Source organism: Neobacillus sp. PS3-40 (assembly GCF_030915485.1).
Lineage (GTDB): Bacteria > Bacillota > Bacilli > Bacillales > Cytobacillaceae > JAUZPL01.
This window is the reverse complement of record NZ_CP133266.1, coordinates 1,811,608-1,836,128: the sequence shown is the minus strand read 5'-3', so window position 1 is coordinate 1,836,128 and position 24,521 is coordinate 1,811,608. Positions and strand designations below refer to the sequence as shown.

The following is a 24,521-nucleotide window of genomic DNA, read 5'->3' as shown; positions in this document are numbered from 1 at the left end:
TCGGGGACTTTGCATTGCGTAACCGGAAAATCTACGCTTATACACCCCGAAAACGGTCTCCATTCTGCATTTAACCGAAAAATCTCCGCTTATTTTATTTTCGTTGGTTTCTTGGGCACTCGCGTAATGATGGCCGTTAGTACTACTTTAAAAAAGGCTCTGTTAAACAATAATGTCTGTTAACGCCACTCGGAATCACTTATTTTTCCCCTTATTTATATATTCGCTTTAGAATTCCCTTTTTAGCAAAAAAAACTACGGAAATACCACTTACCATAAAATAAACTTAATATCCTCATTCAAAATCGCTAGTACAATTTTGCTTAATCTAACAATTATAGGAAATGTCGGAATCTGCAAACCATAATAAAGTAGGATTTTGGTGAATTTTGTCTATCTTGAAAAGAAACTGTAATATTTTTTCCACGCCTTTTGTCGGTTTATGGTGTTATAATGAATTAGTGCGAGAAACCGTGCAGATTGTCGTAGGGATTTTTTCCAAGAACTGAATATTGTCGAATTTTCTAATAAAGATAACTCAAACTATTAGGTGGTATTTATGATAGAAATGCAGGGAGTTTACAAGAAATACCCGAATGGTGTTACAGCCATTAATGGGTTAGATGTTAAGATCGAACAAGGTGAATTTGTTTATGTAGTTGGGCCGAGTGGTGCTGGGAAATCAACTTTTATCAAAATGATGTATCGCGAAGAAGCACCAACTTCAGGAACAATTACAATGAACGGTGTTAATCTAGCAAAATTAAAAATGAAAAAGGTTCCACTTTTCAGGCGGAATCTAGGTGTGGTTTTCCAAGATTTCAAGCTTCTACCGACGTTAACTGTTTTTGAAAATATTGCGTTTGCGTTAGAGGTTATTGAAGCCCAACCTAAATATATAAAAAAACGAGTAATGGAAGTTCTCGATCTCGTTAATTTAAAGCATAAGGCTAGAATGCTCCCGACTGAGCTTTCAGGTGGTGAGCAGCAGCGTGTTTCTATTGCCCGCTCAATTGTTAACTCTCCAAAGGTAGTCATTGCTGATGAGCCTACAGGTAACCTTGATCCAGAAACATCATGGGAAATCATGAATATTTTTGAAGAGATTAATACAAGAGGAACAACGATTGTTATGGCTACCCATAACAAAGAAATAGTTAATACAATTAAACATCGCGTTATTGCAATTGAAAGTGGGAAAATTGCTCGTGATGAGCAGAGAGGTGATTACGGATATGAAGGTTAGAACAATTGGCCGTCACGCCCGCGAAAGCCTTAAGAGCATTGGCAGAAATGGATGGATGACATTTGCTTCTGTGAGTGCTGTAACGGTTACGTTAATATTAGTCGGTGTCTTTTTCGTTATTATGATGAATCTTAATAAGGTGGCACAAACCATTGAGCAGGACGTAGAAATCCGAGTCCATATCGATGTTGCTGCAAATAAACATGACCAGGAAAGTTTAAAGAAACAGATAGAAACTCTCTCGGAAGTAAAAAGTGTCAAGTATTCTTCTAAACAATCAGAATTGAAAAACCTAATTACTAGCCTTGGTGAAGAAGGAAAAGCTTTTAAGCTTTTTGAACAGGACAATCCGTTAAACGATGTATTTGTTGTAAAGACGAAAAATCCAACAGATACGATGAAAGCAGCTAAGAAAATAGAAAAAATGAATTATGCTTCGAAGGTTAAATATGGACAGGGTCAGGTTGAAAAGTTGTTCAAGTTCATTAAAGCAAGCCGAAATGTAGGTATTGTCTTAATTATTGGCCTCTTATTTACGGCTATCTTCCTGATTTCCAATACGATTAAAATTACCATTATAGCAAGAAGAAGAGAAATCCAGATTATGAGATTAGTAGGGGCGACGAACTCCTTTATCCGCTGGCCATTCTTTTTGGAAGGCTTATGGCTGGGTATTATCGGGTCTATTTTACCTATCATCCTTATCTCAATTGCCTACAGTAATGCCTATGATTATATTGCACCAAGATTAAAAGGCAATTTTATCCAAATACTTCCGTTTGAACCATTTATGTATCAGGTATCAGGCACTCTTATTTTAATGGGAGCCTTGATCGGGGTTTGGGGAAGTGTCATGTCCGTAAGAAAATTCTTGAGGAATTAAAGTAATTGTGGAGGGCTTATTTTTATAAGCCCTTCTAGCTATTGAATAACGATTTACCTGTACATAGATAGATAAAGTGGAAAGGAGAAATCGAAATTTGAAAAAGTCATTCATAACCCTTACCGTTGCGGCAGCGGTAGGAATGGGGAGTTTATTTGGCGGCTTTGCTGTCAAATCAGAAGCTGCATCCGTCTCTAGCCTAAAACATGAACAAAATAAAATACATAGCCAGCGCTCAGGACTGAATTCTACTATTAATGAGGCAGATAAAAAGATTACTCAGATACAAGGCAAGCAGGTAGATGTAAAGCAGGAAATGAAACGAATCGACCTTTCAATCGGTGATACCAATTCAAAAATTCGTGAAAAAGAAGTTAAAGTTAGTGAAACAAAAATGCAAATTACAAAGCTTCAGGCGGAAGTCAAAGTGATCCAAGAACGGATCACTAAAAGAAACGAGTTATTGAAGGACCGTGTCCGAAACTACCAGGAAAATGGGGGCATGGTTAACTACATAGATGTTTTGATGGGATCTTCTAGCTTTAGTGATTTCATTGACCGCGCCAATGCAGTTGCAACCATTATGGAAGCCGACCAGGATATTTTAAAACAAGCAGAAGCGGATAAGCTTGAACTTGAAACAAAACAAGCTTTGGTTCAAAAGGAATTAGTGAGCCTACAGGGCATGCTAAACGACTTAGTGAAAATGAAGCAGAAATTGAATTTTCAAAAGGCTGAAAAAGATCAATTGCTCGGAACATTACAAGCGCAAGAAAAGAAAGTCCAAGAAGATAAAATGAGTTTGCAAGAAGAAGAAAAAATTCTAGCAGACCAAGAAGCAGCCATTCAAAAAGCAATAAAATTGGAACAAGCACACCAGGCAGAACTGGCAAGACAGCGTGCTGCAGAGGCAGCAGCTCATGCTGCACATGGTGGTGGAAATGGCGGGTCAGCAGATCAGGCGCCCGATGTTTCAAGTGGAAACTTTACACGACCTGCAGCCGGCTATATTAGCTCAGGCTTTGGCGGACGTTGGGGTGAGTTCCACTATGGAGTCGATATTGCTAGCCATGGCTCAAATGTACCGATTGTAGCAGCGGCAGATGGTGTCGTTATCCGTTCCTATTATTCTAGCAGCTATGGAAACTGTATTTTCCTTGCCTCATCTATTGACGGTCAGATCTATACGACAGTTTATGCACATATGGAAACACGTTTAGTTGGTTCAGGGGCAACTGTTTCAAAAGGCCAGCAAATTGGAATCATGGGTAGTACGGGTGAATCCACTGGACAACACTTGCATTTTGAACTTCATAGAGGTCCATGGACGCAGGATAAACGCTTCGCAATCAATCCAGTTGGAATTGTGCCACTTTAAAATACGTAAACGGAAGAGGTAATTGCCTCTTCCGTTTTTCTTTTTGGCTCATTCGTTTTTATCAACAATATTAATTAACAAATCCTTCTTTTTAAAAATAAATCCTCCTTAAACATGCTCTTACTCGGTAAATTCCTTTCCTGATTGCCTCATTCCGTTATTTTAATACTCATAACTCGTCCATTTTGAACATATATGTTACTAATCGGGGGTCACAGTTGGAAAGTGAGCTCTTTATTATTGCGGATTTACTGCCCAATAATGACTTTTAAAAAAGGGGACGGTCATGCTGGATCAAACTAATAAATGATGAACTTGAGGAGGATATGGCGATGAATCGAAAGTGGATTGCCTTGCTGATGACAGGCTCACTGCTAACAGGGGCAGGGGGAACATATGCAAGCATGCAATGGATAGGGAAATCAGTAGGAAATTCTGCCCCAGAAAAAACAATTGTAAAACAGAAGGATAAAGCGTTAAACTCGGCCCAAACTGATTCAGTAAACCTTGAAAAGGTGAGCCAAGCTTATGACCTAATTCTAAGTAGATATGTTGAGAAAGTGGACAGGGATAAGCTTACAGAAGGTGCTATCCAGGGGATGCTTACCGTATTGAAGGATCCGTATTCTGTCTATATGGATAAAGAAACGGCCAAGCAATTTACGCAAACGTTGGAATCTTCCTTTGAAGGAATTGGTGCTGAAGTAGGCATGGTGGACGGGAAAATTGTGATCGTTTCTCCGTTTAAAAATTCACCAGCCGAGAAAGCGGGTCTAAAGCCTAATGATCAAATTTTAAAAGTGAATGGGGAAAGTGTTGAGGGACTAGATCTAACCAAAGCTACCCTAAAGATTCGTGGAAAAAGGGGAACGACTGTCAAACTTGATATCCAACGAAAAAGTGTAAAAGAACCGCTAACGATTGCTGTTAAACGTGATGAAATTCCACTTGAAACCGTTCATTCTTCTGTGAAAAAGCAAAATGGCAAAAAGATTGGTTATATTGAATTAACATCGTTCTCGGAAGATACCGCAGCTGATTTTAAAAAGCAACTTAAATCATTAGAAGCAGATCATATTAAGGGGCTTGTCATTGATGTCCGCGGGAATCCAGGTGGGCTTTTGTCGACGGTTGAAGAAATCCTGAAAGAGTTCGTTACAAAGGATAAGCCAATTGTCCAGATTGAAAATCGAAACGGGGAAAAGGATCGTTACTTCTCCAATTTAACCGAGAAAAAGGATTATTCAGTAGCTGTCTTAATCGATAAAGGAAGTGCATCTGCATCGGAAATTTTGGCGGGTTCGTTGCAAGAAGCCGCAGATTATCCTCTTGTTGGTGAAACTTCGTTTGGAAAGGGTACTGTCCAACAGGCAATATCAATGGGAGATGGCAGCAATATCAAGTTAACGCTGTTTAAATGGCTGACACCAGATGGGAATTGGATTCATAAAAAGGGGATTAAGCCGGATCTTGCGATTAAACAACCAATAATTTTCCAGACACATCCAATCCAAGTAGATGTACCACTTGAACAAGATATGAACAATGAGCAGGTAAAAAATGCCCAAGAAATTTTAAAAGGATTAGGTTTTGTTCCAGGTCGAACAGATGGATATTTCAGCGAAGAAACAACCCAAGCTGTTAAAGGATTCCAACAACAAAATGATTTAGAGCCCTCTGGGAAAATCGACTCCAAAACAGCAGGGAAGCTGGAAGAAGCAGCTGTCAAAGAAATGAAGAAAAAGAAAAATGACCTGCAGCTACAGGCGGCATTAAGTTTGGTGGCGAGGTAAAAGTAGGGGAACTCTCCTGGAAATTTGCAACTTTTAAAATGAATGGAAAGTGACTATCAAATTGTACGTTGATTTGCTGGTCACTTTTTTTCAGGAGTTTACGGTTATTTATCAATAAAATTTGTACAGTAAACCGTACGCCAAACGGTGTAGGTGCAAGTCCAGATTTTAATAAGCGTGTAAGGGGTATTAAAAAGATAACTTGATCAACTTTGCAAAAGAATATAGAGGTTATGAAAAATGGTCCTTAATCCTCTCTAAATGTTTGTTTCGCAAATGAACTCCGCTTTATCGCAAATGAACTAAGTCTTTTCGCAAATAGAGACCCTGCTTACGCGGGTCAATGAGTAATTTTGGTGGGGAGACTTGGGGAAACAGCAGGTATCACCAGGAAATACGGGTACATCTTTTACAAATGGTTCAGTTCGAATAAAAGAGGGTGGGATTCGTATAAAGGAGGCTGTAGTTCGTATAAAAAGCCCAAGGCTACGTCTAAAACCAGTAAATGTTCGAATAAAACCCCACAACTCCTCAAATAATCCCACGATGACCTCAGAAAAAACCCACAAACCCTGCAACTACCACAATCCCCTCATGATATTTCCATTTTCAAAAAACTAGCAATAGGTTTTATAGGCTCTTTTTGGTAAAATAATCTTTAAGAAGATTACTAGAATTTTTATTAGAGGCAGGTGGCAGGGTTTGGTGCAAATATGGCTTTTAGAGTTGCTAAAGGGGATAGGCAGAATATTTCTCCATCCAATCGGATATTACCTTTTTTTCCTTGCCGGTATTTTAGGGGTTATGCGGGTTAAAAGAGAGCGTAAGGATTTCCATATTAGGGCGCATGATGCCTATTTCGAGCTTAGACAGCTGTTTCCACTCGGAATTGTTGCTGGCCTCGTTCTATCGATATTTGTTTTGGCAGCAGGGATAACAGTCCCATTTGCAACGATCCTGTTGATTGCCTCGTTTACTTTGTTATGGAGTTTAACCACAAAGGTAAGGCTAATGGCGCCAGCTTACACAGTTGGGGCAGCATTTTTTACGATCATTCTTGCTTCCGGAAAGAATTGGCCAATACCATTTTTTTCAAATGCCTTCCATTCTATCAATGAAAAAGTATATCCTTCAATAGCTATTTTATTAGGGCTTCTTTTAATCGTAGAGGGCTTTCTTATTTATAAAAATGGTAGTTTCGGAACTTCACCTAAAATGGCCAAAAGTAAACGTGGCCAATTTGTTGGTGTGCACGGGGTTAAGCGTCTATGGATGGTACCTGTATTTTTGCTGATACCAGGAAATGCTTTGAATCTTCCGTTAGATTGGTGGCCAGTTTTCCATTTAGGAGTGGAAAAATATAGCCTGATCCTTGTTCCTTTTGCGATTGGCTTTCAGCAGCAAATCCAGGGGATGCTCCCAAAAGAGAGTGTTCAAACACTTGGAAAACGAGTCATTGCATGGGGGATTTTTATTACGATGCTTTCTGTCGCAGGTTTCTGGTTCCCACTTGTATCCATCGGCGTTGTCGCATTAGCTGTAATAGGCCGTGAAATATTAACACTCTTGCAGCGAATGAATGATGAGGCACTACCCTTTTATTTTTCAAAAAAAAATCATGGACTTATGATCTTGGGAATTATTCCTGACTCTCCTGCAAGCAAAATGACGTTGCAGGTAGGTGAATTGATTACGAAAGTAAATGGAGTCGTAGTTCAAAGTGAAAAGTTCTTCTATGAGGCCCTGCAAAAAAACCGAGCCCATTGCAAGCTTGAAGTGCTCGACACAAATGGTGAGGTTCGATTCGTCCAGCGGGCATTGTATGAAGGTGACCATTATGAACTTGGAATTTTATTTGTTCAGGATGAGAAGAAATATGACGAGAAAATTGGCTAATGGTGTGATTTTTCATAATTAACCGGAATTTGTTCGTAATTTCCCTGAATGGAATTTCATAATTGTCCGGAATATTATATATTGCTTTAAATTTAAATTAGATTATAAAGAAGAGGCCTTACATTTTAATGTAAGGCCTCTTCTTTATAGTTTGAGGGATGAGGTGAATTATAGGGAAAAGATTAATGTGTACCAATGAACCTCTTCATGATGAGTGTTTATCTGTATATCTCATCAGAACTGTTGAAATAAATAATTATGAAAAACTAGTTTGGCTATTCAAACCAACAATATTAGTTAATTTAGCCTGTATTTAAAGCTGATGAACAAAAAAGTTCACAAATAGTCCCTATGTAGTACAAATTTGTTTTCTAAAATAAAAACATACTCAATCAAACAAAAAATTTAAATTGAGTAATATCTTATTAGGAGGAAATTTGTGTGATAAAAATTAAAAAGCCAAAATTTATTGGGGCGCTTCTAATGGCGTTAGCAATTATTGCAATCGTACCTACGATGGCTAGTGCTCATTGCGATACGATGGATGGGCCTGTAGTTGCAGACGCCAATAAAGCAATTGAATTAAATAATCCTAGCTATATTTTAAAGTGGGTCCAACCAGATGATGAAAAAGGAATATCTCAGATATTTGATCTCACAATGAAAGTTAGAACACTAAGTCCTGAAGCCAAGGAGCTCGCTGATAATTATTTATTTGAGAATCTTATAAGAATTCACAGAGCAGGTGAGGGCGCACCATATACGGGTGTAAAACCTCATGGAACACCAATTGATGAAAAAATAGCAGCAGCAGACAAGAGTATTGAAGTTGGGAATTTATCACCTTTAGAAAAGCTTGTGCCTAAGGATATAATGCCCGAACTTCAAAAACGATTGGATAAAGTACTTTCCTTAAAGAATTTTGATGTAAATAATGTTAAGGCTGGAAGAGAATATATTGAATCTTACGTTAGTTTCTTCCATTTTGCTGAAGGTGAAGAAGAAGGCCATGAAGCCGGTAATAGTGAACATAAAATGCCGGATGCCCATGCAGCTCAAGGAGACCAGCATGCTAGCGCTGATGTAAGTGAAAAAGCCCATGATAAAGACAACCAAAAAGGGGCAGAGTCTTTACCGTTGATACCATGGAGTTTAGCAGCTATCCTTTTTGTTACAACTTTAATTTTTGCGGTTAAATATCATAAAGAGCATTCAAAAAGATAAAATCGACAATTCCCCTCCCGTCTAAATTAAGTGGAGGGGAATCATTTTATAAATAAGGGGGTAATGCTATGAATTTAGTTAAAAAATCACTGAAAAATTGGATTCCCTTCATCGTTACTGTAGCAATTATGGCATTTGTCATTAATAGGTTTCTTTTTTTTGAAATTTTAGTTCCTAGTGGCTCTATGTACCCCACCATAAAACCAAATGACAGAATTATTACTACAAGAATTCATAATGTTAATAAGATAAAAAGAGGCGAAATTTTAGTTTTTCACTCTAATGAATTTCAAGAAACAATGGTTAAAAGGGTGATTGGGTTACCAAATGATTTGGTTGAAATTAAAGAAAATGGTTCCGTTTTTATCAATGGACGAAAGATAGACGAACCCTATATAAAGTATCCAGATAATCGAACTGGAAAGTTTAAAGTACCTAATGGGGAATATTTGTTTTTAGGAGATTATCGCCAACACTCTTTAGACAGTCGTTCATGGAAAGATCCGTTTATTTCGGAAAAAAATATTAAAGGAAAAGCAGTTTTCATTGTATTTCCTTTTAATCGAGAAACTATACTTAAGTAGATGAATTTGAGGAATGAACTACTTTAATGAAATAATTACCTCTTACGACTAGGCTCTTTAAGATAAGCTAAACTTGTTAACGGTGCTCTATTTTCTGAAACAGTTCACTTTATGGTTGGGGTAGTTACCTTCACACATCTTCTTTTTCATGCTCACTTCTGTTAAAAGAGCATTCTATTTCTTTTACTAATTTAAATGATAATAATTATTATTTATTTTTACCTTAAACAATGATAATTCTATATTATAACGGGTATAATTATGATTTTCATTCTCAATTAAAATTAAATATTCTCAATTAAAATTGACGATGCTTCTTTTTTACAATATAATCACATTGTATTTGTTTTTAATGAGTAAGGAGGAAATGTATTGAATAAATGTGATTATCATCACCTAAACCACGTTAAGGAACAACATAAATCAAAGAAAACATTATGGTTTACATTAATTATTACTCTGTTTTTTACTGTTATGGAGATTGTTGGTGGCTTGTTATCCAATTCTCTTGCTCTCTTATCTGATTCTGCTCACATGATTTCAGATGTCCTTGCTTTAGGGATGAGTATGACAGCAATTTATATGGCTACACGGAACCCAAATAAAAAGTACACGTTCGGCTTCCTCCGTTTTGAAATTATAGCTTCGTTTATCAACGGGCTTGCTTTGGCAGTTATCGCATTAGGAATATTTATTGAGGGAATAAAACGAGTAATGAATCCGAGAGAAGTTGACCTACAATTGATGTTGATTATTGCCTCTATTGGCTTGTTAGTTAATATTATTCTTACTTTTGTTTTAAGTCGAAGTTTGAAGGAAGAAGAAAATCTGAATATAAAAAGTGCACTGTGGCACTTTTTAGGGGACTTACTAAGCTCTGTAGGTATTATAATTTCTGCCATTTTAATTTATTTTACAGGCCTTTCTATCCTTGATCCTTTAATCAGCATGATAATTGGGGGGATCATTTTTACTGGTGGTGCAAAAATTATCCATGAATCCTATCTTATTTTGATGGAATCTGTACCAGGAAAATTTGATCTTGATTCGGTTCGCCATGATATTAGAACAGTCGAAGGTGTTGTAGATGTTCATGAAATGCATCTATGGGCAGTTACAACAGACCACTATTCCTTAACTGCACATGTATTCATACGTGAAGATAGTCAACCTTTGAGTACTATTTCGACCATTAACCGACTGTTAAAAGATAAATATGGTCTCGAACACTCAACCATTCAAATTGAACATCCTGCAATTAATGACCACGGACTATATGGGGAAGGAATGTTACTTAAAAAACAGGCTTACTCAAGTTAGAAAGGATATTACTAATCTCACAGTTTTAGCCTGTATCAGGTCATTTTAGATACTTGATATAAATTAAGTGTTTTTTTTAATAGTTGGCAATGAGAATTTTAACTGTTGATTTTTAGGCAAAAGAAACAGATCACTAATTTGTAGTCTTTGATTATCATTATTGGACAAGTAATTCATTTATTCATCGAATTCCTGCGAATGCATTTTCTTTATAAAATATGCAATTGAAAATGATGATAAAAAACACACAAATATTATTAACCAATTCAACCGGTTTTGATAAAGGTTTTTAGTATTGAACTTCTTACGGGTCATATAAAAATAGATCTATATATCGATGGATGAAGGAGTGATACGTTTGACGTCTAGTGGATCTGCCCTAGATAGAGTATTTTTGGATATTGGGCCATTTACTGTTTATTGGTACGGAATTATTATTGCTATAGGTATATTTTTAGGACTGTGGCTTGCAATGTGGGAAGCTGATCGCCTTGGATTGAAGAAAGACATTTTTGTAGATCTTGCTGTTTTTGCCATTCCAGTTGCAGTCATCTCTGCTAGAATTTACTACGTTATTTTTGAATGGGATCGTTATATTGATGGCCCTTGGTGGGGGGTGTTTGCCATTTGGGAAGGCGGTATTGCTATCCACGGTGCTTTAATTGGTTCAGTAATTACTGCGGTCATATTTGCGCGTGTAAAAAAGGTATCGTTCTGGAAATTAGCTGACATCGCAGCACCAGGTATTATCTTAGGACAAGCAATTGGGCGGTGGGGGAATTTCATGAATCAGGAAGCCCATGGTGGTCCAGTTTCGGAAGCTGCCTATAATAATTTTCTTCACTACATGCCTAACTTTATTTCGAACCAAATGGTTATTGAAGGGGTTTTGTATCACCCTACTTTCCTATATGAGTCTTTATGGAATATTTTAGGACTGGTATTTTTACTAGCCTTACGTGGATATAATCCGAGAAGAGGCGAGATATTTGTAAGTTATGCAATCTGGTATTCTTTTGGTCGCTTTTTTATAGAAGGTATGCGTACGGATAGTCTTTATATTTTTGGTTCACTAAGAATTGCACAAATAATTTCGATTTTAATCTTTATTATTGGTGTTGTACTCATCATTCATCGACGTAAGTCAGGTCAAGCGAATAAAAAATATAATGGTGAAAAAATACAACTTGAGGGATAAACTAATTGTGAGAGTGAAACAAGATATAAATTTGATATGCATGGACATTGAAAAATAATCTTCTTGAATAGTGTCACTGCCTAGATTTTGTAAAATAAAAGATCAGATCAAATTTAGAGCTATTTAATAATTAAAACAGATCAAAACAAAGAAGTGATAAATAAAAATTTAAGATTAAGGAAAAATAAATTTTATATTTGAATGAGAAAAATTTTTATGAGAGGAGTCATTATCCTGAGTAAAGTACAATATCAATTAGAACCGTTAACATGTCCATCATGTATTAAAAAAATTGAAGGTGCACTCGGAAAAATGATTGGAGTCCAGGATGCCAAGGTTTTATTTAACTCCAGTAAAGTAAAAGTTAGCTTTAATAAAGATCAAGTTACAAGTGAAGAATTACAAGAAATAATTGAAAAATTAGGTTATCCTGTTATATCAGCCAAAATTGCATAACAAATGGGGGTACTCAATAATTTGAGTACCCCCAAGAAAAAGGTGTATTTCAAATGGGTAAAATGAAAAAGGTTCATATTGTCATTATTTCTGGAATTTTATTGCTTATAGCACTTGTAATGTATTGGTTGAATTTAGGTGTCTGGAAAAATACCGTACTAATAACCACCACATTTATTGCAGGTTGGTCAATCGCCAACAAAGCAATACAATCAGCAAGAATGAAAGCCTTCAGTATTGAACTTCTTGTAACCATTGCTGTTATTGGTGCCTTAATGATTGGCGAATATGTCGAGTCAGCAGCAGTTACATTTCTATTCATATTCGGTGCTTATCTTGAAGCTCGTACATTGGAAAAAACACGCTCTTCTTTGAAAACATTAATAGATATGGCGCCACTTGAAGCAACTGTTCTGAAAGATGGAGAAAGAGTCATACTACCTGTAGAAGAAATTAAACAAGGAGATCATATTTTAATTCAATCAGGTGAAAAAATAGCGATTGATGGAAAAATTGTATCTGGTAAAGCACTCATTAATGAGGCTACGATTACTGGTGAATCTGTACCAGCAGCTAAAAATATAGATGATCTTGTGTTCAGTGGAACGATTATTGATAATGGCTATATTGAAGTAGAAGCGCAAAAAGTCGGTGATGACACAGCATTTGCTAAGATTATCGAATTAGTAGAAGAAGCGCAAGAAGCAAAAGCGAAAACACAAAAGTTTCTGGAACGATTTGCCAACTTGTATACACCAGCCATTATTATTTTATCTATAATAGTCTTTATCATCACACATAATATAGAACTTGCTATCACATTTCTTGTCATCGCATGTCCCGGAGCGCTTGTTATTTCTGCACCAGTCTCACTAGTTGCTGGAATTGGAAATGGGGCAAGGAACGGCACCTTAATAAAAGGTGGCGAAGTGATGGAGAACTTTGCGAAAGTTAATGCTGTTGTATTTGATAAAACAGGAACATTAACCGAGGGAAAACCTTCTGTAACGAATATTAAATCGTTTGGTATGGATGAGGAAGCTTTGTTGAAAATCACTGCAGAAGCTGAGCTTATTTCTGAACATCACCTAGGTCAAACAATTGTAAAAGAAGCTAAAGATAGAGGAGTTTCTTTAACAAATGAAGCGACAGATTTCACAGTAGAAAAGGGACATGGTTTATATGCAACAGTTGCTTCAAATAAAGTCGTTATTGGAAACCGTAAGCTCTTAAGTAAAAATAATATCTCACTTGATATGTCGATTGATCAATTTGCTATTCAAGAAGAGAAAAATGGAAACACAGCAATTTTTGTTGGAGTAAATAATAAAGTTGCTGGGATCATTTCAATTGCCGATCAGGTGCGCCAAGAAGCAGTGGACACAATTCGTCAGTTGAAAGCTGCCGGTGTGGAACAAACAATTATGCTGACAGGGGATAACAAGCATACAGCTGAGAAAGTTGCAGCACAACTTGGGATTGATACTGTTTTTGCAGAAATGCTTCCAGAAGATAAAGTAAATCATATTAAACGACTGCAAAACGAAGGATATCGTGTTGCAATGGTTGGAGACGGTATTAATGATGCACCAGCAATTGCTCTGGCAGATGTAGGGTTAGCCATGGGAGCTGCAGGAACTGATGTAGCCATGGAAACAGCAGATGTCGTCTTAATGAGTGATAAATTAAACCGAATTCCTTACGCATATTCATTAGCAAAAGCAACCATACGTAATATGAAACAAAATATGTTCTTTGCAATTGTGGCTGTCAGTTTGCTCTTAGTTGGAGTACTAGTCGGCAAAGTATTCCTGGCTTCCGGTATGCTAATTCATGAACTAAGTGTTCTCATCGTTATCCTAAATGCGATTCGCTTGGTTCGCTATAAACAACGTAATAAGTAGAAGAAAAAAGCAAAAAAATATTCTTGATTAAATGATTGTTGGCTCTTTCTAGTGAAACAACGCTTTTTTTAATGGCTCTGTTATTATTCATTGTTGATTTTCGTGTAGGTATGAGAATTCATAGGCGGAAAATTTCCGGCTAATGTATATAGTGGAGGCTTAAGAAGCAGATATAAGCGGAGATATTCCGATTAACTGCTCTAAATAAGACAAAATCCAAAGATTTGGATAATATAAGCGGAAAAACTCCCTTTATTTTTAGGGAAATATGGGTATTTCCCAATTTAAACGGAATTTTTCCGTTTATTTTTCAACCGCAGTGAAGTCAATATTCAGCTATAACAGAGCCTTTAAATAAAGCAAATTCGCATATTAAAAAAACTAGCCAAATAGTACCCCGAATAATGGATGTTTTAAAAATTCCTTTATTTGGGTTTTTCTGTATTACAATCATTTAGATTTTATCTAAATATGGAGGTAAATGTAAATGAATAAAAAAAGAATTTTGGTGGTAGATGATGAGGAAAATGTATCAGATCTACTTAAATTATACTTAGAGGCAGAAGGTTTTGAAGTACAGATAGCAGAGGACGGATTAAGTGCATTGACACTTGCCAAACAGTTTAAGCCGGATTTAATCATCCTAGATATTATGCTTCCATTTAAAGATGGCTGGCAAGTAGCTAAAGAACTAAGGCTGACTATGAATAATCCTATCATAATGCTCTCGGCAAAGGGAGAAGAATCGGATAAAATACTTGGATTAAATTTAGGTGGAGATGACTATGTAACTAAACCCTTCTCTCCAGGAGAAGTTGTGGCCAGGGTAAATGCTATTTTGAGAAGATCCAAATCAGAAATAGAAGATAATGATAAATTGGAATTTGCCAACCTTGTTATTGATATTAAAAAATATGAAATTGTTGTTGATGGAACAAAAATAATGAGTACTCCAAAAGAAGTAGAACTTTTATGGTTCCTTGCTAGTAATCCAGGCAGAGTATTTAATAGAGAACATTTGTTGGATAAAATTTGGGGATATTCTTATCTAGGAGATTCTCGCACTGTTGATACCCATATTAAACGTTTGCGACGAAAGATTGAGAATGGGCTTCCCTATACTTACCTTCAAACTGTATGGGGAGTAGGATATAAATTTGAGGTGATAAAATATGAAGAAAAGCTTATTTAGTAAGCTTTTTAAAACCTATGTTATAGTGACCCTTCTCAGTATTGTAATGGTAAGCTTTTTTTTCTACCTTTTTTTTAAAAGTTATTATTTTAGTGTAAAAGAACAACAAATGATTACCCAAGGGGAGAAAATGGCTCAAATATTAAGTCCTTATATAAAGGATCAAGAATTTAATAGAAGTAAAGAAATCATTAAAGAATATAATAAAGTAAATATTTCACAAATGTGGATTGTTAATAAAGACAGGAAATTTATTAGTGATTTAGAAGGACAAAATAATACAGAACATTTACATCCAAAAACCAATCAACTAGAGAGTGCACTTAACGGAAAAGTTGCAACAAATTATGGAATGGTAAAATATTTAAGTACACCTGTTTTAACAGTAGCTTTACCTATATATGTGGAAGGTAAAGTAGCCGGGGCCATTTTTGTATGTAATCCTCTTTCAGATATTAAAGCAAGTATCATTCAGACCTGGCATATAGTGATTTTTGCTGGAATGATCTCTATTCTTATTGTTGCGTTTGTAAGTTATTTTATATCACAGTCTATTACGAAGCCAATTAAGGAAATAACGAAAAGTTCTTTAGAGATGATAAAAGGGAATTTTACAAAACAAGCGAAAGTATATTCATCTGATGAAATAGGTATATTGGCAGGAACATTTAATACAATGATGCTTACCCTTGATAAAACTTTACGAGATTTAGAAAATGAAAAAAATAAAATGGCTGCATTGGAAAGAATGCAAAGAGAATTTGTTGCAAATGCTTCTCATGAACTTCGGACCCCTTTGACTTCAGTTCGTGGGTACCTTGAAGCACTGTTAGATGGTGTTGTAAGCAGTGAAGAACAGGAAAATAGATATCTTAGAATTACTCTTAAAGAGACACTGAGACTACAAAGATTAGTCAAAGGTCTATTAGATTTGTCGAAAATTGAATCAGGACAAATTAAGATTAATAAAAAAGAATTAAATCTTTCAGAAATTATTAACCGAACCGTTATGAATCTTGAACCTTTGGCAGATGATCGATTACTTTCTTTAAGGGCGGATGTGCAGGAACATTTACCAACTGTTTTGGGCGATGAAGACCTAATAGAACAAGTTCTCATTAATTATATCACTAATGCGATACGGTTTACTCCCGACGGTGGGCAAATTACAGTAAAGGCCGTCATACACGAAGGTGAAGTACACGTTCACGTAATAGACACTGGTATTGGAATTACTCCTGAGGAGCTTTCAAAGGTTTGGAAAAGATTTTATAAAATCGATCAAGTTAGATCTTCATCTAAAGAGGGAGCCGGTTTAGGGCTATCCCTAGTAAAAGAAATAATGGACCGCTTAGATGGTAAAGCCTGGGTAGAAAGCACTCTAAATCAAGGGTCTATATTTAGTTTCAGTTTAAAAATAATTAAAAAATAGAGTAAAATATATAGAATTCTCGCCCAAATCTATATTATTAAAATACCTTGAAGGATATCCTTCAAGGTATTTAATATAGTAAAAGAAGAGGCCTTGTAAAAATAAAAGTCTAAATTTTTATAGCAGAATCCCCCTATTTTTAAAAAAAGAGAGGTTTTTTTAATAAACCATTTTCTCGTACTGAATATGATGCAGTTTGGCAAAAATTCCCCCAAGCTCTAGCAACTCTTCAAAGCTTCCTTGTTCGGCGATGCCGTCTTCGGTAACAACTATGATTCGATCTGCACCACGAATCGTTGCGAGTCGGTGAGCAATAATGAGTGTTGTTCGATTTTCAGCTAATTCATTTAAGGATTGTTGAATGATCTTTTCTGTTTCGGTATCCAGAGCTGAGGTAGCTTCATCTAATATTAAAATGGGTGGATTTTTTAGGAACATTCTTGCGATTGCAAGTCGTTGTTTTTGGCCACCAGAAAGCTTCAGTCCTCTTTCGCCAATTTGGGTGTGGTACCCGTCTGGTAAGGAATCGATAAAGGATTCTAGATGGGCCCTTCTTGCTGCTTCTCGAATTTCCTCGTCTGTTGCCTGTAGGTCACCATAGGCAATATTTTCACGAACGGTTCCCGTAAATAGAAACACATCTTGTTGCACGATACCTATTTGAGAACGAAGGGACAACTTTGTCATATCACGAATATCGATATTGTCTATTGTTATTTTTCCATTTTCGACATCATAAAAACGGGGAATGAGTGAACAAATGGTTGTTTTTCCAGCTCCCGAAGGCCCGACAAAGGCAACGGTTTCCCCGGCATTGACTTTTAGATTAATATCTTCCAAAACGGTCTGGTCATTGTCATATTTGAACGATACATCATCAAACTGAATATTGCCTTTTAGAGAAGGGACTTCGATGGCATCTACTTTGTCATTTATATCCGGTTGTTCGTCAAGTAATGAAACAAAACGAGAAAAGCCTGCCATTCCTTTTGGATATAACTCCATTAGTGCACTTATTTTATCAACTGGTTTCATTAAAACATTTACATATAATACAAAGCCAACTAATTCTCCGTAAGATAATTGATTGTGGAAGCTTAACCAGGCGCCAAATACTAATACGATTAGCGTGACAAAACGGGTCATCATGTAGATACTTGAGTTTGTAAATGCCATTACTTTGTAAGCAACAAGCTTTGCGATGCGGAATTTCTCATTATCCACATCAAAACGCTTCATTTCAAATGCTTCATTCGTAAATGATTGAACAACGCGAACGCCTGAGACACTATCCTCGACACGGCCATTGACATCGGCTATTTTGGAATACATTCCATCCCATGCTTTGTTCATTCTAATATTGCAATAGGTGATAATCCATACCAAAAACGGAACAACAAGAATGGTCACAAGGGCAAGCTTTGCGTTGATTGTGAGCATAATCCAAAACGCACCAATAAATGTCATGATGGCGATAAAAAAGTCTTCTGGACCATGGTGGGCCAGCTCTCCAATATCGAATAAGTCATTCGTAATCCGACTCATAATATGTCCGGTTTTTGTATTATCAAAAAAACGAAATGATTGCTTTTGAACGTGATAAAACAGTTGTCGACGCATATCGGTCTCAATGTTAATGCCAAGCTTATGGCCGAGATAACTGACAATATATTGAAGAAACGTACTCAACACATAGATCCCGAGTAACAGCAAGCTGACTGTAAGAATCGTTGCCCAATTACCATTTGGTAAAAGTTTATCAATAAACCACTTCACGGCAACAGGAAAAGCCAATTCAAGGATAGCCACAAAGACCGCACTTGTAAAATCAATAATAAATAATCGCTTATGTGGCCGATAATAAGTAAAAAATCGTCGAATCATAAAAAAACTCCTTTTTTCCATTTTTGTTACGTGTTATTTAAGAACTATTTAAATAAATCATTCTTATTAATTTGTTATAATAAAAGTACTTTCTAATCATTCTTTTGTTTTTTTAAAATAATATTGATTCTTCTATGTGCTATGAGTTTCACACGCATTTTAGCTATTCAGACTGAAGCATAAATGAGCCGAAAATCAATATAACCTTTTCATTAAAAGGAGGAAACCATTTGGGCTATTCATTATCAAACATCAAAGAGAAGCCAAATTATCATTGGTATGTAGTAGCCACTGTTTGTATGGGTGCTTTTATGGCGGCGCTAGATGCAAGTATTATTAATATTGCTCTTCCCAATTTGCAGCATCAGTTTCATGCTCGAATGGATGAAATAGAATGGGTAAGTTTGTCTTATTTATTGTCTTTGGCATCGCTTATTCTGATTTTCGGTCGACTTGCAGATATGATTGGGCGTCGATGGCTATATATCATTGGGTTTATTATATTTTCGGTTAGTTCATTATTCTGCGGACTTGCCCCAACACTTTCACTTTTATTGCTGTCCCGCGTACTTCAAGGAGTTGGAGCGGCCCTCTTGCAGGCTAACAGTGTATCCATTATAACATTTGCTACGCCAAGGAGGGACCTCGGAAAAGCAATTGGTATTCAAGCAAGTGCCCAAGGAATTGGTTTGAGTTTAGGTCCTGTTATTGGAGGGGCGTTGCTTTCTTTTATAAGCTGGAAGTGGCTCTTCTTTATTAACCTCCCTGTCGGTATAGCGGGAACAATAGTAGGGATCTTATTTTTACCAAAAGATTCTGCTGGAAAAGTAAGAAAGAAATTTGACTATGTAGGTGCAATTTTTCTCATACCCTCTTTAATTACGATTATCTATATATTAAATATGGGATTAAAAATGGGCTGGAGATCTCCAATCATGATTGGATGTTATGTAATCGCAATGATAACTTCCTTTCTCTTCTTCTTAATAGAACGAAAACGAACAGAGCCTTTGGTGGACTTGACTCTTTTTAAAAATTCTTTTTTTAGCTTTGGAAATATTACAAGTGCTATGTCGTTTATGGTTATGTATGCTGTCCTATTATTGACACCGTACTATTTGGATCATGTAAAGCATCTTCCTATTTTTCAAGCTAGTCTCTTGATCACTGTTGTACCAATAGGAATGACCATCTTTACTCCTATTTCAGGAAGGATGACAGATCACCGGGGGCCTGCTATTCCAGCACTTATCGGGCTTGCTATGACGACAGTCGGATCGCTACTGTTGGTATTTATAGATAGTACGGGAACATACATTATAACGTGTATGGGACTCTTTTTAATTGGTTCAGGCATTGGAATGTTTACTCCTCCAAATAATAGCAATGTAATGGGAAATGCCCCGAAAAATGCATTGGGAATTGCTGGAGGAATCTTAAATATGTCACGCACAGTAGGAATGGGCTTGGGTGTAACATTGGGTGGATTAACCTATCAGCTCTTTTTACAAATCTATGAACCTTCTAATCTGGATTTTATGATTTTAGCATTTCGGTCGTCTTACTGTGTTATCGCAGTTTTATCATTTTTGACCTTAATCGTAACCTATAAAAATTTTAAAAAAATGGTTAAGAATATAGATGGTAACTATAGTAGTAGATAGTAGTACACGTTCATAATTAGTAACTAAAACGCCTTAAAGGAATACCTTTAAGGCGTCATTTTCAACCAGTATCAAATATTATCTAATTCTAGAACCAATCGACGATTTTTCTTTATACCTTTGATAGAACCAAATAGCCATTGTCAGCCAGAATCCACTTATAAAATATCCCGCGATGACGTCACTTGGATAGTGAACCCCTAGATAAATCCTACTTACTCCAATCGAAAGGATCATCACGATACTTATTAAAATCAAAACGGTTCGACCTAAGCGTGTAGGAATGTGACGCCATAGTAAGAAGGCGAAAATTCCATATAGTGCAAATGCATTTGTTGCATGACCGCTTGGAAAACTATACCCGCTTACCTCAATGAGCCGATGTAAATCTGGGCGAGCCCTGTGGAAGAATAGTTTTAGTGAAAAGAAGAGGATGTTTGCCCCGCCGATTACGGCAAGAAATAGAATTAATTCAGATCGATGTTTAAGTACTTTATAGAGAAAAAATAAAATTAGAACAGAAAGAATTATGATTGTTTTCGAAGAACCTATAAAGGTGAAAACTTTCATAGTGGATGTCAAAGTTGGCGATTCAAACCCAGTAATAAATGAAATAACTGTCCTGTCAAAGTGGACGATTTCATGGGAACTTACGAAAAATGCCATGAAACCAAAACAAATAAGTGAAATCAAACTTAACAGTAAAGCAATTGAAAGTTGGAACTTTAAGTTCATTGAAATAAACACCTCAAATTATAAAATGTAAATGGAAAAGAAAAGTAGAGTATTTTCATTATAACGTGATACCCCAAAATTTGCCTTATTTAAAGATTAAAATTCAATTAAAAAAGGAAAAATAAGCAAAAGTAATGATAAATTGTAGGGGAGAGTAGTAAGACTAATTGATAAAAAAGGAATACTATCGTAAGAATTTATATAGTTGGACTTTCAGAAATGTCTAGCGTAAGCAGTCCAATTCATACGTGCACTCTGAAAAAAATTGGAGGGTTTAAAATTAGCCAACGTATTTTAGTTGTAGAAGATGAACATCAAATAGCTAAGATTTTGAAGATAGAGCTTGAGTATGAAGGATATGAAGTGGTTGTCGCGAATGATGGAAAGTCGGGACTCGAAGTCGCTTTAACGGAAAAACTAGATTTAATTTTATTGGATGTAATGTTGCCTGGGTTGAATGGACTTGAGGTTTTAAGAAGAGTCCGAAAAGAGAATAGCATCATCCCAGTTATTTTATTAACAGCTCGTAATATGACTATGGATAAGGTATCTGGACTAGATCAGGGGGCTAATGATTACATCACGAAGCCTTTTGAAATGGAGGAATTGTTAGCAAGAGTTCGTTCTTGTCTTCGTCAAAATTCACTTGCAGCAAATACCTCTAAAATAGAGGGCTCTATGTTATCGGTGGGAGATTTACTTATTAATCTTGAAACTAGAGAGGTTAAACGAGGTGGTATTTCTATCTCGTTAACCCCAAAAGAATTTGATCTACTCGTGTATTTAGTATCCTACAAAAGTAAAATTGTGACACGTGACAGTATCCTTTTTAATGTATGGGGCTATGAATATGAAGGGGAGACCAACGTCATTGATGTCTATATCCGCCATTTACGGAAGAAAATTGAAGAGGGGTTTTCTACCCCGATTATTCATACGGTAAGGGGAGTAGGGTATACAGTAAGGGAGAGTTAAACGAATGAAAATTACCTCAAAGATTAATCTTATAACAACTACTTGGATCCTTTGTGTTTTAATTGCTGTCAATACTATTGTCTTTTTTTCTTTTATGAGAATTACCGTAAATATGGAAGAAGCAGAATTGCATCAAAAGGCCCAAAATATGATAGACGAAATAAATTTGGATGATCCTCCTGCAGTGATAAAAGAGAAATTATTCCCCTACTTAACGACCCATTCATATATAAGGATCATTAATCCAGATTCTAAAGTTTTAAACGAAATATCCAATGATAAGCATTTGATCGGTAAACTAAAAGCGAAGTTCACCAGCAAAGTCGAAACACAGAGACGCACCATTAGACCGGTGCATGGTGAAGAGCAAATTATTATCGAAAGGATACCAATTAAAACGGGCGGAAAGGTTATTGGTTCACTAGAGATGGGTGAAAGAATTGTAGGACTGGAATTAGGAAAGGATGTATTGCTCTCCATCCTCATATTTTGCACTGTTTTAGGTGCGGTTCTATCGCTACTTGGAGGCAGATGGTTATCCAATATTATTATGAGACCTATCTCGAATATGATTGACACAATGGAGGATATTGAACAAAGTGGGATTCCAAAAAGAATAGATATTCTCCATGAAACAAAGGATGAACTCCAAAAAATGGCCGTTACATTCAATCGGATGATTGGAAGATTAGATTCGAATTTGGAAAAACAGAAGCAATTCATTTCCGATGCTTCCCATGAATTAAAGACCCCGCTTACCGTTATCAAAAGTTATGCTGACCTTCTGCGGAGACGTGGAATTCGAAATGAACAGGTTACACTTGAAGCCATTGAATCTATTCATTCCGAGGCGACTCGAATCCAAAAGATGACGGAAAGATTTCTAGATCTAGCCAATTCGGAATTGGAAGGTCCCTTAGATTTTAAATCAATAAACGTACTTCACTTGTGCCAAAATATAATCAAACAATTAAAAGGGGCATATAAAAGAGAAATTATCCTTCATTATAAAGAAGCACAGGTGACAGTAGTCGCAGATGAATTAAAGTTAAAACAGGTGATTATTATATTACTTGATAATGCAATAAAATATAGTACAGATAAAATAGATGTTTATGTAGGGGAGAATGAAAAATTTTCGTCTATTCTAGTAAAGGATTATGGAATAGGGATCCCTGAAAATGAAATTGATAATATCTTTGAACGGTTTTACCGAGTAGATAAGGCCAGAGGCCGGGAAACTGGGGGGACAGGGCTAGGTTTGTCGATAGCAAAAAATATCATGAAGCAGCATAATGGCGAAATAAAGGTGAGAAGTACTGATGGAATCGGAACAGAAGTGGAGTTGCTCTTACCAAAGAGGAGCATTGAAGTGAAAGGAACTGTTTAAGAGTGATAAATATAATTATTTTTTGTATGATTAGCTTCTTAGTGCTATTTCTTCTTTATACTATTTTTCCAACGGTGCTTATTCGTGTTACTGGTTGGGGCATAACTAAAAAAGTAAAGACCGAGGGAATAGCCCTAACATTCGATGATGGTCCAAGTCCAGAATATACGGAATTATTACTAGATCTTTTAAAAAAGTATGATGCAAAAGCAACATTTTTTGTGGTTGGAAGCAATGTGAAAAGGAATCCTGAAATCATTAAGCGAATGTATCTCGAGGGGCATACGATTGGGATTCACCATTTTGATCATATCTCAAGTTGGCTTCTTTCACCCTTTCAATTAAAGAGGCAATTGAACATGACGGAAATGGCAATCCGAGAATGCACGAATGAAAAGGTTACTTATTATCGACCACCATGGGGTCATTTCAATCTATTTACCCTCCTTTTAAGTAAAAAATATAAGGTAATTATGTGGTCGGATATTTTCGGAGATTGGAAAGTAGACAAGTGTAAAAATGGTTTGCTTGATCAATTGCGAAAAACGACAGAAGCAGGTTCCATTCTATTGCTCCATGACTGTGGGGAAACATGGGGTGCAGATAAAGAAGCCCCCAAATTTATGATGGAAAACTTAGCGATTTTTTTAAAGGAAAATCAAAACAAGGGAACACGGTTTGTGACATTAAAAGATAGATAACTAAGGGGACATATGAATATTGAAACGGTATTAAATTATATTGCACTATATGGGTACCTCATTATTACTCTTTTCTTATTCTTTGGGATTGTAGGGATACCTGCTCCTGAAGAATCGCTTCTCTTTTTAGTTGGTGTATTGATTGTTCATCATAAACTCTCGTTTGGTCCTGCCGTGTTGTCTGCGGTCCTGGGGGCTTTTTTAGGAATGCTTACAGCTTATTTCTGTGGAAAATACGTAGGGTATCCATTTATAAAAAAATATGGAAAGTATGTAGGATTAACGAATGAACGCTGGGAGAATGCGAGCACTAAATACACGAAAAATGTTCGCAAAACGATATTGTTGGGATTTTATATGCCTGGGATACGGCAAATAAGCCCCTACTTTGCTGGGATTACGAAAATTCCTTTTCGGAAATTCTTTGTTTTTTCTCTTTTAGGCACCCTCCTTTGGACAATCCCTTTTATTGTAGCTGGATATTATGCTGGTAAAGTATTTAATATTAATCCAGAGTATGTTCCTTATTTAGGAGTCTTTTTCTTAGTTGTTTTTTTGATATACGTTTTACTAAAGCATTTTAAAAAAAACAAAAGTAAATAGTAATTTTTATTTATGACTGAATGTAAAAATACACTTAAAGTATCATTAAAATTCAATTAAAAA

The 24,521-nt window shown here is 36.1% G+C and carries 20 protein-coding genes; 18 read left to right on the top strand and 2 right to left on the bottom strand.

The genetic code is table 11. The features are described from left to right. The first annotated feature begins 559 nt into the window (after positions 1-559). The 13 genes from ftsE to RCG20_RS09165 all read left to right on the top strand — a co-directional run bounded on the left by ftsE (position 560) and on the right by RCG20_RS09165 (position 16,506). Positions 560-1,246 carry a cell division ATP-binding protein FtsE gene (gene ftsE, locus RCG20_RS09225; RefSeq protein WP_308183938.1) on the top strand — a complete coding sequence of 229 codons (687 nt, stop codon included), beginning with the start codon at positions 560-562 and terminating at the stop codon, positions 1,244-1,246. Next, positions 1,236-2,129 carry a permease-like cell division protein FtsX gene (gene ftsX, locus RCG20_RS09220; RefSeq protein WP_308183937.1) on the top strand — a complete coding sequence of 298 codons (894 nt, stop codon included), beginning with the start codon at positions 1,236-1,238 and terminating at the stop codon, positions 2,127-2,129. The genes ftsE and ftsX overlap by 11 nt, the downstream gene beginning before the upstream one ends. A 97-nt stretch (positions 2,130-2,226) precedes the next feature. Continuing rightward, positions 2,227-3,507, top strand: a complete 1,281-nt coding sequence (locus RCG20_RS09215) for a murein hydrolase activator EnvC family protein (protein ID WP_308183936.1) — start codon at positions 2,227-2,229, stop codon at positions 3,505-3,507. Between the two features lie 332 nt (positions 3,508-3,839). Then, complete coding sequence (locus RCG20_RS09210; RefSeq protein WP_308183935.1) at positions 3,840-5,300, top strand: S41 family peptidase; 1,461 nt, start codon at positions 3,840-3,842, stop codon at positions 5,298-5,300. 702 nt (positions 5,301-6,002) lie between these two features. Further along, the gene (locus RCG20_RS09205) at positions 6,003-7,196 is read left to right on the top strand and encodes a PDZ domain-containing protein (RefSeq protein WP_308183934.1); all 1,194 of its coding nucleotides are present in this window, start codon (positions 6,003-6,005) and stop codon (positions 7,194-7,196) included. Between the two features lie 441 nt (positions 7,197-7,637). After that, complete coding sequence (locus tag RCG20_RS09200; RefSeq protein WP_308183933.1) at positions 7,638-8,420, top strand: DUF6448 family protein; 783 nt, start codon at positions 7,638-7,640, stop codon at positions 8,418-8,420. Positions 8,421-8,488: 68 nt separating this feature from the next. Then, the gene (gene lepB, locus RCG20_RS09195) at positions 8,489-9,004 is read left to right on the top strand and encodes a signal peptidase I (protein WP_308183932.1); all 516 of its coding nucleotides are present in this window, start codon (positions 8,489-8,491) and stop codon (positions 9,002-9,004) included. Positions 9,005-9,376: 372 nt separating this feature from the next. Beyond that, entirely contained in the window at positions 9,377-10,324 is a 948-nt protein-coding gene (locus RCG20_RS09190; RefSeq protein ID WP_308183931.1) for a cation diffusion facilitator family transporter, read from the top strand. A gap of 358 nt (positions 10,325-10,682) precedes the next feature. Beyond that, positions 10,683-11,522 (top strand): prolipoprotein diacylglyceryl transferase, encoded by an 840-nt coding sequence (lgt, locus tag RCG20_RS09185; RefSeq protein ID WP_308183930.1) that lies wholly within the window; start codon positions 10,683-10,685, stop codon positions 11,520-11,522. Between the two features lie 234 nt (positions 11,523-11,756). Then, positions 11,757-11,978: a heavy-metal-associated domain-containing protein gene (locus RCG20_RS09180; RefSeq protein WP_374120538.1), complete on the top strand. Its 222-nt coding sequence runs from the start codon at positions 11,757-11,759 to the stop codon at positions 11,976-11,978. Positions 11,979-12,031: 53 nt separating this feature from the next. Beyond that, positions 12,032-13,882: a heavy metal translocating P-type ATPase gene (locus RCG20_RS09175; RefSeq protein WP_308183928.1), complete on the top strand. Its 1,851-nt coding sequence runs from the start codon at positions 12,032-12,034 to the stop codon at positions 13,880-13,882. A gap of 487 nt (positions 13,883-14,369) precedes the next feature. Continuing rightward, the gene (locus tag RCG20_RS09170) at positions 14,370-15,074 is read left to right on the top strand and encodes a response regulator transcription factor (RefSeq protein ID WP_308183927.1); all 705 of its coding nucleotides are present in this window, start codon (positions 14,370-14,372) and stop codon (positions 15,072-15,074) included. Then, a complete protein-coding gene (locus tag RCG20_RS09165) occupies positions 15,055-16,506 on the top strand; it encodes a sensor histidine kinase (protein ID WP_308183926.1) in 1,452 nt (483 codons plus the stop codon). The genes RCG20_RS09170 and RCG20_RS09165 overlap by 20 nt, the downstream gene beginning before the upstream one ends. A gap of 159 nt (positions 16,507-16,665) precedes the next feature. Here RCG20_RS09165 and RCG20_RS09160 read toward each other — a convergent pair whose 3' ends face one another. Further along, positions 16,666-18,390 (bottom strand): ABC transporter ATP-binding protein, encoded by a 1,725-nt coding sequence (locus RCG20_RS09160; RefSeq protein WP_308183925.1) that lies wholly within the window; start codon positions 18,388-18,390, stop codon positions 16,666-16,668. A 230-nt stretch (positions 18,391-18,620) separates the two neighbouring features. Here RCG20_RS09160 and RCG20_RS09155 point away from each other — a divergent pair, with 230 nt between their 5' ends. Beyond that, complete coding sequence (locus RCG20_RS09155) at positions 18,621-20,054, top strand: MFS transporter (RefSeq protein WP_308183924.1); 1,434 nt, start codon at positions 18,621-18,623, stop codon at positions 20,052-20,054. A gap of 78 nt (positions 20,055-20,132) precedes the next feature. Here RCG20_RS09155 and RCG20_RS09150 read toward each other — a convergent pair whose 3' ends face one another. After that, a complete protein-coding gene (locus RCG20_RS09150; RefSeq protein ID WP_308183923.1) occupies positions 20,133-20,789 on the bottom strand; it encodes a phosphatase PAP2 family protein in 657 nt (218 codons plus the stop codon). Between the two features lie 279 nt (positions 20,790-21,068). Here RCG20_RS09150 and RCG20_RS09145 point away from each other — a divergent pair, with 279 nt between their 5' ends. From RCG20_RS09145 to RCG20_RS09130, 4 genes are read left to right on the top strand one after another with little or no spacing between them, the layout of a single operon-like run. Beyond that, positions 21,069-21,764 (top strand): response regulator transcription factor, encoded by a 696-nt coding sequence (locus tag RCG20_RS09145; RefSeq protein WP_308184315.1) that lies wholly within the window; start codon positions 21,069-21,071, stop codon positions 21,762-21,764. A 4-nt stretch (positions 21,765-21,768) separates the two neighbouring features. After that, the gene (locus tag RCG20_RS09140) at positions 21,769-23,154 is read left to right on the top strand and encodes a sensor histidine kinase (RefSeq protein ID WP_308183922.1); all 1,386 of its coding nucleotides are present in this window, start codon (positions 21,769-21,771) and stop codon (positions 23,152-23,154) included. 2 nt (positions 23,155-23,156) lie between these two features. After that, positions 23,157-23,855: a polysaccharide deacetylase family protein gene (locus RCG20_RS09135; protein WP_308183921.1), complete on the top strand. Its 699-nt coding sequence runs from the start codon at positions 23,157-23,159 to the stop codon at positions 23,853-23,855. 12 nt (positions 23,856-23,867) lie between these two features. Then, positions 23,868-24,458, top strand: coding sequence for a DedA family protein (locus tag RCG20_RS09130; protein ID WP_308183920.1), 591 nt, complete (start codon positions 23,868-23,870; stop codon positions 24,456-24,458). Positions 24,459-24,521 lie beyond the last annotated feature (63 nt).

Excerpts from the sequence above, each read along its gene's own strand:
- ftsE (WP_308183938.1), top strand. The coding sequence starts at position 560 with ATGATAGAAATGCAGGGAGTTTACAAGAAATACCCGAATGGTGTTACA.
- ftsX (WP_308183937.1), top strand. The coding sequence starts at position 1,236 with ATGAAGGTTAGAACAATTGGCCGTCACGCCCGCGAAAGCCTTAAGAGC.
- RCG20_RS09210 (WP_308183935.1), top strand. The coding sequence starts at position 3,840 with ATGAATCGAAAGTGGATTGCCTTGCTGATGACAGGCTCACTGCTAACA.
- lepB (WP_308183932.1), top strand. The coding sequence starts at position 8,489 with ATGAATTTAGTTAAAAAATCACTGAAAAATTGGATTCCCTTCATCGTT.
- RCG20_RS09175 (WP_308183928.1), top strand. The coding sequence starts at position 12,032 with ATGGGTAAAATGAAAAAGGTTCATATTGTCATTATTTCTGGAATTTTA.
- RCG20_RS09170 (WP_308183927.1), top strand. The coding sequence starts at position 14,370 with ATGAATAAAAAAAGAATTTTGGTGGTAGATGATGAGGAAAATGTATCA.
- RCG20_RS09165 (WP_308183926.1), top strand. The coding sequence starts at position 15,055 with ATGAAGAAAAGCTTATTTAGTAAGCTTTTTAAAACCTATGTTATAGTG.
- RCG20_RS09160 (WP_308183925.1), bottom strand. The coding sequence starts at position 18,390 with ATGATTCGACGATTTTTTACTTATTATCGGCCACATAAGCGATTATTT.
- RCG20_RS09150 (WP_308183923.1), bottom strand. The coding sequence starts at position 20,789 with ATGAACTTAAAGTTCCAACTTTCAATTGCTTTACTGTTAAGTTTGATT.
- RCG20_RS09140 (WP_308183922.1), top strand. The coding sequence starts at position 21,769 with ATGAAAATTACCTCAAAGATTAATCTTATAACAACTACTTGGATCCTT.
- RCG20_RS09130 (WP_308183920.1), top strand. The coding sequence starts at position 23,868 with ATGAATATTGAAACGGTATTAAATTATATTGCACTATATGGGTACCTC.